At 67.1% G+C, this 11,774-nt stretch carries 13 protein-coding genes; 8 read left to right on the plus strand and 5 right to left on the minus strand.

Going from position 1 to position 11,774, the window contains the following annotated elements:
* Positions 1 to 32 precede the first annotated feature (32 nt).
* Together GUV69_RS19170 and GUV69_RS19175 are read right to left on the minus strand one after the other, a co-directional pair.
* The gene (locus GUV69_RS19170) at positions 33 to 776 is read right to left on the minus strand and encodes a dienelactone hydrolase family protein (RefSeq protein WP_164205298.1); all 744 of its coding nucleotides are present in this window, start codon (positions 774 to 776) and stop codon (positions 33 to 35) included.
* 154 nt (positions 777 to 930) lie between these two features.
* Positions 931 to 1,107 (minus strand): CsbD family protein, encoded by a 177-nt coding sequence (locus GUV69_RS19175; protein ID WP_164205300.1) that lies wholly within the window; start codon positions 1,105 to 1,107, stop codon positions 931 to 933.
* Between the two features lie 131 nt (positions 1,108 to 1,238).
* Between GUV69_RS19175 and GUV69_RS19180 the strand changes: the two genes are divergently transcribed.
* Positions 1,239 to 1,697 (plus strand): SRPBCC family protein, encoded by a 459-nt coding sequence (locus GUV69_RS19180; RefSeq protein WP_164205302.1) that lies wholly within the window; start codon positions 1,239 to 1,241, stop codon positions 1,695 to 1,697.
* Positions 1,697 to 2,359 carry a pentapeptide repeat-containing protein gene (locus GUV69_RS19185; RefSeq protein WP_164205304.1) on the plus strand — a complete coding sequence of 221 codons (663 nt, stop codon included), beginning with the start codon at positions 1,697 to 1,699 and terminating at the stop codon, positions 2,357 to 2,359. Before GUV69_RS19180 ends, GUV69_RS19185 begins: the two co-directional genes overlap by 1 nt.
* Positions 2,360 to 2,389: 30 nt before the next feature.
* On the opposite strand, the gene GUV69_RS19190 is transcribed toward GUV69_RS19185, so the two are convergent.
* Positions 2,390 to 2,623, minus strand: coding sequence for a DUF6480 family protein (locus tag GUV69_RS19190; RefSeq protein WP_164205306.1), 234 nt, complete (start codon positions 2,621 to 2,623; stop codon positions 2,390 to 2,392).
* A gap of 84 nt (positions 2,624 to 2,707) precedes the next feature.
* On the opposite strand from GUV69_RS19190, the gene GUV69_RS19195 reads away from it, so the two are divergent.
* Positions 2,708 to 3,316 carry a GNAT family N-acetyltransferase gene (locus GUV69_RS19195; RefSeq protein ID WP_164205308.1) on the plus strand — a complete coding sequence of 203 codons (609 nt, stop codon included), beginning with the start codon at positions 2,708 to 2,710 and terminating at the stop codon, positions 3,314 to 3,316.
* A 22-nt stretch (positions 3,317 to 3,338) separates the two neighbouring features.
* On the opposite strand, the gene GUV69_RS19200 is transcribed toward GUV69_RS19195, so the two are convergent.
* A complete protein-coding gene (locus GUV69_RS19200; RefSeq protein WP_164205310.1) occupies positions 3,339 to 4,151 on the minus strand; it encodes an SGNH/GDSL hydrolase family protein in 813 nt (270 codons plus the stop codon).
* Between the two features lie 208 nt (positions 4,152 to 4,359).
* Here GUV69_RS19200 and GUV69_RS19205 point away from each other — a divergent pair, with 208 nt between their 5' ends.
* From GUV69_RS19205 to GUV69_RS19220, 4 genes are all read left to right on the plus strand, one after another.
* Positions 4,360 to 5,055, plus strand: a complete 696-nt coding sequence (locus GUV69_RS19205) for a tyrosine-protein phosphatase (protein ID WP_164205312.1) — start codon at positions 4,360 to 4,362, stop codon at positions 5,053 to 5,055.
* On the plus strand, positions 5,052 to 5,309 hold the full coding sequence (locus GUV69_RS19210) for a hypothetical protein (RefSeq protein ID WP_164205314.1): 258 nt from the start codon (positions 5,052 to 5,054) through the stop codon (positions 5,307 to 5,309). Before GUV69_RS19205 ends, GUV69_RS19210 begins: the two co-directional genes overlap by 4 nt.
* A 26-nt stretch (positions 5,310 to 5,335) precedes the next feature.
* Positions 5,336 to 7,501 (plus strand): S1 family peptidase, encoded by a 2,166-nt coding sequence (locus tag GUV69_RS19215; RefSeq protein ID WP_244292786.1) that lies wholly within the window; start codon positions 5,336 to 5,338, stop codon positions 7,499 to 7,501.
* Between the two features lie 255 nt (positions 7,502 to 7,756).
* The gene (locus GUV69_RS19220; RefSeq protein ID WP_223883744.1) at positions 7,757 to 8,155 is read left to right on the plus strand and encodes a VOC family protein; all 399 of its coding nucleotides are present in this window, start codon (positions 7,757 to 7,759) and stop codon (positions 8,153 to 8,155) included.
* A 62-nt stretch (positions 8,156 to 8,217) separates the two neighbouring features.
* On the opposite strand, the gene GUV69_RS19225 is transcribed toward GUV69_RS19220, so the two are convergent.
* Positions 8,218 to 9,318 carry a S1C family serine protease gene (locus tag GUV69_RS19225; protein WP_164205318.1) on the minus strand — a complete coding sequence of 367 codons (1,101 nt, stop codon included), beginning with the start codon at positions 9,316 to 9,318 and terminating at the stop codon, positions 8,218 to 8,220.
* Positions 9,319 to 9,598: 280 nt separating this feature from the next.
* Between GUV69_RS19225 and pta the strand changes: the two genes are divergently transcribed.
* Entirely contained in the window at positions 9,599 to 11,686 is a 2,088-nt protein-coding gene (gene pta, locus GUV69_RS19230; RefSeq protein WP_164205319.1) for a phosphate acetyltransferase, read from the plus strand.
* The last annotated feature ends 88 nt before the right edge of the window (positions 11,687 to 11,774 follow it).

An 11,774-nucleotide genomic window follows, 5' to 3' on the forward strand; every position in this document is an offset into this window, starting at 1 on the left:
TTGATTGCGGGGGAGTAACCGGGCTGGAGTGCTCAGACAGCCGGGTTGTCCGAGCCCTTCAGGTGCCGGGCGAAGTGATCCTCGATCCGTTGCCATGCCTCAGGGGCGGATTCGGGGTCCGGGCCGATGCCCATGACCCGCATCAACGGCCGGAGCACTGCCGGGCCCAGGTCGGTTTCGTTGAGGAACGCGTGGCCGGCCGTGGGGAATTCCTTGACGTCGTTCTCGATGCCGAGGTTGTCCAGGGCGGTCTCGAGCCTGCGGGCCGCACCCTTGAGGGTGGTGTCTTTGGCTCCGAAGTTGGCCACGATAGGGCACGCCCCGCGGAGGGCACCCTCCAGGTCGCGGGGCAGGCGGCCGTAGTTGACGGAGGCCGCATCGAAGCCGTCCCGGGCCACCAGCAGGGCGAAGCCGCCGCCCATGCAGAACCCGATCACGCCGGTTTTGCCTGTGGACAGCGGTGACTTGGCCAGCCAGGTCCTGGCCGTGGCGAGGTCGGTGAACACGCGGCCGCTGCCCGTCATCATGCTCCGCATGGTGCTGACAAGGCAGCGCCGGGCACCGCCGTCGCTGAACAGGTCCACCGCCAGCGTGAGGTAACCGGCGCGGGCCAGCCGCTCCGCGTGGCCGCGGATCGAGTCGTTCAGGCCGAAGGCCTCGTGGATCATGAGGACGGCGGGAAAGGGTCCGGCTCCGGCGGGCGTGGCGAGGTAGCCGCCCAGCGAGGGCGAACCCCCGGCAGCGGCACTTTCGGCGCTCAGGTCGACGTACGTCATGGGCCAAGGGTAGCCGGGCCCTTGCATCGACTGCTCCGTAACGGTCCTTATGGGGCCTCAGAAGGGCCGTTACGGAGCAGTCGATGAGGAAAGAGGCAAAAGAACGGCGGCGGATCCCCCATAGGAATCCGCCGCCGTCCGGTTCTGTTAGGAACTAATCCTTCTTGAAGGTGTCCTTGACGTCTTCGCCGACCTTCTTGGCGTCAGCCTTGACCTGATCCGTCTGGCCTTCAGCCTTCAGGCGGTCGTTGTCCGTGGCGTTGCCGGCCGCTTCTTTGGCCTTGCCGCCGAGGTTTTCCGCTTCGTTACTGATCTTGTCTCCGAGGCCCATGTCACTGACCGCCTTTCGTTTCCTGTTGATCAAACACTGCATTTTCACCATAACACAAAGCATGCTTACTATTTCAAGGGCCCGGTTGAGGTTGCCTATTGAATGTCAGCAGCCCCGGCTAGGCTCGATGCATGGACCACACAACAAGCCTGACGCAGCACATCCATGCCAGCCCGGACAAGGTCTGGGCCGTCATCTCGGATATTCCAGGCTCTGCTGCCACCCTGTCCAGCATCGAGGCGGTGCAGATGCTCAGCGACGGACCCTACGGTGAGGGGACACGCTGGAAGGAGACGCGGAGGATGATGGGCCGGGCGGAAACGGTTGAGATGTGGGTGAACCAGGCTGATCCGCCACGCAGCACCACCGTCAAGGCCAACCAGGGCGGAGCCGATTACACCACGCGCTTCAGCCTCGCCGAGCGGGACGGCGGGACGGACCTCACGGTGACTTTCGGCGCCGAAGTGGTCAAACCCACCACGCTGAGCAAGATCTACATGGGCCTGTTCGGCAAGCTCGGCATGAACATTACCCGCAAGGCCCTGACCAAGGATCTGGCGGAAATCGCGGCCAAAGCCGAATCGCTCTAGTGGCGGTCAAGCTTCCCAAGATCACCGTTCCCCGGATCAGTGAGGTGCGGCTGGAGGACCTCACCGAGGATCCTTCGCCGGACTTCCGGCGCGGTGAAACGTACGACGGCGTCCGGTACAGCCGGGCGGCGGCTGACGGTCTGGAGCTTAGCGGCACGGACTTCGCTGAGTGTGAGTTCCAGGGCGCCTCGTTCAATGAGACCCAGCTCCGCGGCGCCGGCTTCCGCGACTGCGTCCTGTCCGAGCTGTACGCGCCTGTGTTCAGGGCGGCCCGGTCCACATGGCGTGACGTGCAGCTGAACAACCCCAGACTCGGGTCCGCTGAACTCTACGAGAGCGGCTGGCAATCGGTGCGCATCGACGGCGGGAAGCTGGACTTCCTCAACCTGCGGGGCGCCAAGCTGACAGACGTGCTGATCACGGACTGCATCATCAACGAGCTGGACCTGGGCTCCGCCGCGGGAACAAGAGTGGCGCTGAAGAACTGCACCATCGGGACGCTGGACCTCACCGGGGCCCGGCTCAAGGACTTCGATATCCGCGGCACGGACTTCAGGACCATCAGCGGCCTGGGGAGCCTGGCCGGTGTCGTGATTGACGACTACCAGCTGAGCCTGCTGGCCCCGCTGCTGGCGGCACACCTGGGCATGCGGGTGGTGTAGCCCGGTCCTGAGGTGCCGGTTACACCAGGGTCAGTCGAAGAAGCCCACGATGTAGCCGATGAAGAAGAGAAGAAACAGCAGGACGCCACCTGCGATGGCTGCGATCCAGAAAACCTGCTGGCCTTTTCCGGAGCCCCGCAGCGTTGGTTCGTGTGTGCCGGCCACGGAACCCTCGCCAGGCGGGGTTTCGCCGGGAGGAACACCGCCGCCCGGTTCCAGGCCTGTGATCTTGTCGTCCTGCGGATCGGGGTTAGGTCCTGTCACGGTAACTTCCTCGGCTCGGCGTGGGGTGGTCCTGATCGTGTCCCCAGACTAACTGCCAGCGGGTGGCGGGCCTAGGCTGGTGCCGTGACTTTTCTCCAGCCCCTCACCCTGACCGGCCGCCACGTCATCCTCGAGCCGCTGATGGCCGGGCACCACGACGGCCTGGTGGCAGCGGCCCGGGACGGCGACCTGTGGAAACTCTGGTACACGTCCGTTCCCACCCCGGACGGAATGGGCGCGGAGATTGAGCGCAGGCTGTCCATGCAGGCGCAGGGGTCCATGCTGCCGTTCACCACACGGCTGATCGATCCCGCGACTGGCGGCCCGGGCCGCATCATCGGGATGACCACTTACTGCAATGTCGACGCCGTCACGCCCCGCGTGGAGATCGGCTACACCTGGAACGCCGCGTCAACCCACGGCACCGGCACCAACCCGGACTCCAAGCTGCTGCTGCTTCAGCACGCCTTCAAAGCACTGGGCTGTGTGGCGGTGGAGTTCCGCACCCACTGGATGAACCACCAGTCCCGTGAGGCCATTGCCCGGCTCGGCGCCAAGCAGGACGGTGTGCTGCGCAGCCACTCACGCACGGCCGACGGCGTTCTGCGGGACTACGTGGTGTTCTCCATCCTGGAGCACGAGTGGCCCATGGTCCGCAACGGGCTCGAACACAGACTCGCCAAGCACCCCTAGGGGTGCTTGGCGAGGGTGCATGTCAGTTGGGAGCGACGTCAAAAGCATCCTGGTCCACCAACGATGCAAAGTAGCCGTGCCGATAGCCCTCCCCGTTGGGGTGGAAATTGGCATTATCGGATGAATCTTCCGGGTTGTAGTTGATCCAGGGATCCGCAGAGCCAATGCCGTGGCCGATGAAGGCGGGGGCGACGTCTACATATGTGGACCCGGTCCCTCCTGCCACGTCTGCGATGACCTGGTTCAGTGCTCCGGCCAAGGGATTTGCCACCCCGGCGAACGGATGGGAAGGGTCGAACAGCAAGGGGTACCCGGTGAAGACCACTTTGGCAGTAGGCGACTTGGACTTGATGGCCACCACGATTTCTCCCAGGCCCGTTGCGAGGCTGCCGAGTTTTGTTAGCACGGCCCCTTGAGCGGTGCCGCACTCCACCGACTCCGGTGCGGGCACGCAGGCCGCTAGGACGGCCATGGAATCGAGATCGTTTCCACCGGCGGTCACCGTCACAATATCGGTGTCACCAGTGACCCTCAGCAGCGCAGCATCCCGGACCTGGGAAGTCTTCCAACCCGAACAGGCTGCGTTTGCCGTTAGCTCCACGTTGCGGAGATGGTCAGATATCACGGGGTATCCCTTACGGCTCAGATCGCAGACAGGGTCCGTATAAGGGGCCGCGCCTACCCCCGCAGCGTAGGAATCGCCGAGCGCAACATAATTGAGTTGGCCTGGCGGTGCCGCCTCCGCCGGAATAGCCGCAAAGCCCAAGGCCATGACCATGGTGGCGAGGCCGGCCGCAAAAGCCGGGCGCCGCCGTCGTACTGCTGACGTTGCCATCGAATTCCCCTCAGATTGATCCATTGGACAGGTGACACAGGCATATAAGTGACACCGTACGCCTCACGTCCAACCTCGTCACCGCTCCGGAGTACTCGACTTTCGCCCTGCCCCCTGCCCGGATGCGCGACGGGTACCTGCACCAATGCGCGTGCGGGCCGTGGCGGCTTTGTGGTTAGCTGTCCGGGTGGAGACGACTGGGGGAGCTGTGAGCTGGGACGGAGCCGTCAACGCATGGCACGTCGCCGGCCGTGTCTACCGGATGGGCCGCCGCGAGTGGCTCACCGAGGCCGGTTGGCGGCAGGCGCACGACGACGGCATCCGCACCGTGGTGGACCTCCGTCACCCCCGCGAGGTGCGGCGCCGGGACACCGACCCGGCCGTGCCTGACGAGGCGTTGTCCGGCGTGGACATCGTCATCACCCCCACCGAAGAACCCGACGATCCGCGCTTCACTGCCGTCTGCGGCCCGTACCTCAACGATCCTGCGCATTATCTGCACAACGTCAGGCTTTTCCCGGAAAAGCTTGTCGGCGTCTTCCGTGCCCTGGCCAGGGCGTCTGCCGGCGCCGTTGTGGTCCACTGCGCGGCGGGCCGGGACCGCAGCGGCATGGTGGCCGCGATGCTCCAGGATCTGGCCGGCCACGCGGATCACCTCATCGCCGACGGCTACGCGAAGGCGGCCCGCGGCATCAACGAGCGCTACCGGACGCACGGGCCTCCGCACGCGCGCGAACGCTACCTCCCCGACGCCGAGCTGACGCCCCTTCTGGAGGAACGCTCCCGGACCGTAGTGACGTTCGTCCGCGAGCTGGATACGCGGGCCTTCCTGCTGCAGAACGGGCTAAGGGACACCGAACTCGCCGCCATCCTTCGACTGCTCGAACCTCCGGAGGGGCCATGAATACGCTCCGATATGTGGCAGCCGGCCTTGCCATGGCGGGTGTGGTGATGCTCGTGGCCGGGCCCCTCTGGGCCGTCCTGGCCTCGGATGTTGGGCAGACGGACGAAAATTTCGGCCTCGGCGACGGGACCGTCCACGGCGAGTGGCTTCCCGGTCAGGTCTTCCTGATGGTGGCAGGGGCCGTGCTGTGCGTGGCCGCAGTGATCACCGCCTACCTGTCACGGCGGAGCGATGCAGATGACCAGAGCAGATGACTAGAACAAGAGCGAAGGCGGCCGGTTTGAAGCGCGTATGGGGAGCAGCATCGGCAGCGGGGATGGCACTTGCCGTGGGATTGGGCGGCGTTCCGGCGTCTGCGGTGGCGGCGGTGCCGGGGTCAGCGCTGCCAGCTGTTCCGGCGCCGGTTGCGCCGTCGGAGGTTCCGTCCTCAGATCCGTCGGCAGAGGTTCCATCGCTGGATGCAGGGGAAAGCCCGACGGCGGGTGGTGGCCTTTCGGGGGCCGGCCTGTCCGAGGCCGCCCTCCGGGACCTCGGCCTGACGCCCGCGGAATTCGCCGCCGCCGGCCAGCTGGGCAAACAGGCCGCTGATGTTGCCGCGGCGCTGCGGGACGTCCCCGGATACCTCGGAACGCGGCTTGAGGACGGCAGCATTCTAGTTGCCGGCAGCGGGGAGGATCTGCAATCTGCGGTAGCTAAACTTAGGGTGACCATCCCGGCGGTGACCCTTGAAGCGGTACGGACCACGCCGCCGTCGGACGTTCCGGGAGAGTCCGTTCCGGTTGGGTCCGCTCCGGCTGGGTCCGCTCCGGCGGCGGCTGATCCGGGTGACGCCACCGGCACCACGGCCACGTCCCGGACAGAAGCCGCGACGGGCAGCGAGCTCGCGCATAGCACGCAGCAGCTGTACCAGGCTTACCTTCGCGAGGTGGGACCGGCAGGGCTCCAGGCAGTGGCCCACACCGGCAGCGGGTTCGTCATCCGCACCGGGGGAGTGAACACCTCCGAAGCCTCACAGCAAGGCATGGGTGCACCCGAAAGCGCGGGGGCGGACGTCGCGGGCCAGGAGGCCGCTGCCGCCGCGGGCACGGCGGGCACCGCGGGCCAGGTGGCCGCTGCCGCCGCGGGCACGATTTCCGCCGAGGAGTTCGTGGCGCGCTTTGCCAACGTGGAGCTCGACGCCGGCGCCCGGCTCGCCCCCGAAGCGGACGTCCCCGGGGGCCTGGGCTATGCCGCCGACACCGGCTATGTCTGCTCCACGGGCTTCGCCGCCTTTGATCCGGCGGGGCTGCCCGCCGTCCTTACTGCCGGCCACTGCACCAACGACGGCTCGGCTCGGTCCGCCACGCTGCAGTTCCTTGGAACTCCGGCCGGGCGGCTCGGAGACTTTGGCTTCAGCCAGTTCGGCGGGCCGGGAAACACAACGGTACTGCGGCCCGGCAATTCCACCGACCCCGGCAATGTGGGGACGGACATCGCCGTGATCGATGACCTCCGGCCCGACGTGGACCCCATGCCGGCGGCCAGCACCTGGGGCAACCCGTCAGAACCGGAACCGGATGTGAAAGTCGTCGGGACCTCGGCCCCTGTGGTGGGCATGCCCGTCTGCCGGTCGGGCCGGACGTCCGCCTGGTCCTGTGGAACGATCGACGTGGTGGGGATCTTCGTTGTGCCGGGGCACGGCTACCCGGCAGACCCCCTGGATCTCAGGGCGTTCAATGGTTTCTTGTCCTTCGATGTCCAGTCCAGCGGCGGCGACTCGGGCGGGCCGTGGCTGAGCGGGAACTACGCGGTGGGCACCCACGCGGCAGGAGAAGAAGCACCCAGGCCCGGTGAAGCTCCGCCAGCGAACTTCGCTGTGGCAGCCACGCTGGAGGACGCGCTCGCGGTGCTCCCCGGGTACCAGCTGGAACTCTTCCTCAACAGGCCCACCGTCGCCTCGCCGGCCCCCGGCGCAATGTTTAACGCCGGGCAGGCCATCAGCGGTCAGGTGGCCGCCGCTCCGGCATCGGCAGTCGCTGCGGGTTCGAAGGTCAGGGTCACGGTTGCCGGCGAAGCGCCGTTTGAGGTGCCTGTGGACTCGGCCGGTGCGTGGTCGTTCCCGGCCCCTGCAGTGGCGGGACCGCTGCGCTTTACAGCTGAAACGGTCAACGGGTTCAGCGCGTCGGGGGCCAGACAGTTCGAGTTCGCCCCGGCGCCTCCGGTTCCCGCACCGGTGGTCGAAACCCCGGCGGCGGTGACCGCGGCGGGCGGTGCGCCGGCCGCCCTCAGTAACAGCGCCGCCGTCGTCCGTCCGCTCGTGGCTGACCGGCCCGCCGCGCTTGCCAACACCGGTGCCTCCGGCCTGCTCCTGGCCGCCGGTGTTGCGGCCGCTGCGCTCGCCGTCGGCGGTGTCCTTCTGCTGCTGGCACGGCGGCGGAAGCAGCAGCGCGCGACCCCGGCGGAGTAGCCGCACCCCCGGGGACGCTCTCTCACTTAACGTGGGTTTTCTCCAAACGCTCTATCACTTAACGCGGGTTTTTCCGGAACCCTCTCGCGCTGACGGCCTCAGCAGTTTGATCGAGTGAGAGAGCGTTGGCCAGAAACCCACATTAAGTGAGAGAGCGTCCGATTGAGGGGGCAAGGGCGGGGGTACCCGGCGGATCTTTCCCGGCCGCCCGGGCGTAAAATTTGCACCGTAGGAGGTGGCGAAATGACCCTAGCGATGACCACAGCCAGAACCATTCTGCCCGTCGACGATCCCGCGCGGGCCCACAGTTTCTACACCGAGAAACTGGGCCTTCCGCACCGCGGGATGACAGAGGATGGAAGCGAATTGCTCGGTACCGACGGCGGCCCGATGCTGCAGTTGAAGCCGGTCTCGGACGGCAAACATTCCGAGCACACCGCCCTCAGCTTCGAGGTGCACGATATCGAGCGGATTGTGCAGGACATGGAGGCCAAGGGCGTCCGGTTCCAGGACTACGACCTGCCCAACCTGAGGACCGAAAACCACATCTGTACCACGGACTCAGAGAAGTGCGCCTGGTTCATGGACACCGAACACAACATCCTGTGCGTCCACGAGACTCTGGGCGGCAGCGAGCCTGAATACCAGCTCTGACCGGCACGCGGCCAGGCCCGGCACGCGGCCAGGCCCGGCCGCGGACGGCGCTGAACGGACGGCTACCGGCCGGCGTTGCTGGCCGGCCGTTCGCTGAGCCCGACTTTGATGTCCAGGCTCTCGCCGCCCCGCTTGACCTGGAAGCCAACGGTGTCGCCCGGATTGCGGCTCCGGAGTTCGGCCAGCAGTTTCTCCGGAGCGGTGAGCGCCACGCCTTCCATGGATTCGAGGACGTCCCCCGGGCGAATGCCCGCGCGCCCTGCCGGGCCGTCCCCGTCAACAGAGAGAACAACGACGCCGGTACTGACGTCGACGCCCAGCTGCTCGGCAATGGGCCGCGTCAGTTCGCCCGGTGTCAGTCCCAGATAAGCGTGTTCCGCCGTGCCGTCTGCCAACAGCTCCTCGGCCACTTCGACGGCGGTGGCTGCCGGGATCGCGAAGCCCAGCGCCACGGCACCGGACGAGGGCGGAATATAGGCCTCGCTGATGCCCACCACCTCACCGCGCATATTGATCACGGCCCCGCCCGAGTTCCCGGGGCTGATCGGCGCATCTGTCTGGATAAGGTCCACCAGGGACAGGCTGTCCTGCGCCGATCCGGGAATAGAGCGGTGGAGGCCTGAAATGATGCCGGCGGTGGCAGTGTTCTCGAAGCCCAGCGGCGAACCCAGCACGACTGCGCCCTCACCAACCTTGGGCAAGGCCGGCTGGTATGTCGGTTTGGGCAGGCCGGTCCGTGACGCCTGGACCAGGGCAAGGTCCGTCACGGGATCGGTCGCCTTGACGGTGCCGGCCACACGCTGGCCGTCAGCAAAACCCACTTCCACTTCTGTGTTGCCGCGGACCACGTGCTCATTGGTCAGGATCAGCCCGTCCGCTGAGTAGACCACACCGCTGCCCAGCCCGCCGTCGGTGAAGATGGTAACCACCGACGGGGCTAAGTTCTCCACGATTTGGGTGACCGACAAGGCTGTGCCCGGATCGGCCGGAGCCGGAGCAGCGCCGGTAGTGGCGGCGGAGCCGGGCGATGTGCTCCCCGTGGTGGCGGGCGAAGGGCCGGGCGTCGGTGAGTTCGTGCAGGCGGAAAGCGCCAGGACTGCGGCGAGCACCGCTGCCAGGAACGCGGCCTGACGGCGGCCCGCTGAGCTGGATGGTGGCTTCATCGACAACCTCCACGTGGACGTCGGCTCTGTCCCTCCACCGTAGCGCCGGGTGCAATACGCCGCCAGTGTCCGGGGGGAACCGGGCTGGAACGTCCCCCGGCTGGGCCCGCGGTGGTTTTCCTGCGTTAAGTGAGAGAGCGTCCCGAAAAAACCTGCGTTAAGTGAGAGAGCGTCCGGGGGTGAGGGGGCGGGCGGGGGTACGGCGGAGCCGGTGCAGCACGCCGCAGCCCGGAAGTGAAAGGATGGTTGGGACCGGCATCAGCACAGCAAAGGGCGGACCATGGCCAAAGGCATTTACGTCAGCGCAACCACTCCGGGCTCGGGCAAATCCCTTGTAGCCCTGGGCCTCGCGGACACTCTTCACCGGCACGCGGACCGGATCGGTTTCTTCAAGCCGGTGGTCCACGGCCCGGATGCCGCGGATGACCCGATGGTGGCGCTGATGAAGGCACGGTTCGGGCTCGACGACGACCGCTGCCGTGGGGGCCTGACGTCCGCTGAGGTGCGTGCCCTCCTCGCAGACGGAAAACGCGCCGAGATCGATGCCCGCTGTGTGGAGATCTTCGCCGAGATCGCCAAGGACTGCGACGTGGTGATCGTGGAGGGGACGGACCTGACCGGCCAGGACGCCGCCGTCGAGTTTGACCTCAACGCAAGGCTGGCCAACAACCTGGCCGCCCCGGTGGTCGCCGTGGTGGGCGCGAAGGGACTCAGCGTGGCGGAGGCGGCAGCCGCCGTCGAGGTTGCCCGCAAGGAGCTGATCGCCGAGAAGTGCGCGCTGCTGGCCATCATGGTGAACCGCGCCGACCCGGAGATCGTGGACCGGATCGCCGCTGAAGTCACTGTGGGTGCATCCGGCCGGCCGGTGTATGTGCTGCCGGAGCTGGAGGAAATCGCGCGGCCCACCACCGGTGAGGTGGCCGCGGCGCTGGGCGTACGGCAGATCGCCGGCCGTGCGGACATGGAACGCGACGTGCGGGACATTAAGGTTGCCGCCATGAACGTGGGCAACTTCCTGCACGTGCTGGACGAGGGCGCGCTGGTGATCGTCCCGGGCGACAGGGCGGACGTGATGGTGGCCTGCCTGGCGTCGTCGTTCTCGCCGGAATTCCCCGTACCGTCGGCGCTGATTCTCACCGGCGGCCTGGCTCCGGACGCCAATATCCTGCCCCTGCTGGCACAGTCTCCCTTCCCCATTTTTGCCGCCAGCGAGGACACGTACATGACGGCCAAGCGCGTCTCCGAAGTCCGGAGTGAGATCTGGTCGGGGCACCGCCGCAAGGTGGCCTCAGCCCTGGGCCTGTGGTCCAAGCGGGTGGACGAGGCCGAGCTGGTGGAACGCCTCCATCTTCCCCGCCTGGAACGGATGACCCCGCTCCGCTTCCTGCACGACCTCATCGAACGGGCCCGTGGACAGCGCCGGCACGTGGTGCTTCCGGAGGGCACGGACGTGCGGATCCTGCGTGCCGCCGAAATCCTGCACCGCCGCGACGTCTGCGATCTGACCCTGCTGGGGCCCGAATCGGACGTGCGCGAGCTGGCTGCGGCCAACGGCATCGACCTCGCCGGCATCAACATCGTGGACCCGGCCACCTCGGAGCTGCGCCAAAAATTCGCCGAAAAGTATGCCGAACTGCGCGCGCACAAGGGGGTGGACCTGCCCAAGGCCTTGGAGATCATGCAGGACGGCAGCTACTTCGGCACCATGATGGTCCAGCTGGGTGTGGTGGACGGGATGGTTTCCGGCGCCGCGCACACCACCGCTCACACCATCCGTCCGGCGCTGGAATTCGTGAAGACGCGCGAGGGCGTGAAGATCGTCTCCTCGGTGTTCCTGATGCTCATGCCCGACCGCGTTCTGGTTTACGGCGACTGCGCCGTGAACCCGGACCCCAACGTGGAACAGCTGGCGGACATCGCCCTGGCCTCGGCCGAAACCGCCGTGCAGTTCGGGGTGGAGCCGCGGGTGGCCATGCTCTCGTACTCCACCGGCGGTTCCGGCTCCGGCGAGGCCGTGGACGAAGTCCGGCAGGCCACCGAACTGGTGCGTGCACGCCGCCCGGATCTCGCCGTCGAAGGCCCCATCCAGTACGACGCCGCAGTGGACGCCTCCATCGCGGAGTCCAAAATGCCGGGCTCGACCGTGGCCGGGCAGGCGACAGTTTTCATCTTCCCCGACCTGAACACCGGCAACAACACGTACAAGGCGGTGCAGCAGAGCTCCGGTGCGGTCGCCGTCGGGCCCGTCCTGCAGGGCCTCCGCAAACCGGTCAACGACCTCTCCCGCGGCTGCACCGTGGAGGACATCGTGAACACGGTGGCCATCACGGCCATCCAGGCGCAGGTGCCGGTTCCGGCGGAGGCATAGCGGTTAACGTCCGACGGCGGCACCCGGTTGGGTGCCGCCGTCGCCGGGTGCCGCTGATCGAACGCCGCCGCCGCCAGTCACTGCTCGT

Origin of the sequence: [Micrococcus luteus] ATCC 49442, from assembly GCF_010367585.1 — a bacterium.
Lineage (GTDB): Bacteria > Actinomycetota > Actinomycetes > Actinomycetales > Micrococcaceae > Arthrobacter > Arthrobacter luteus_A.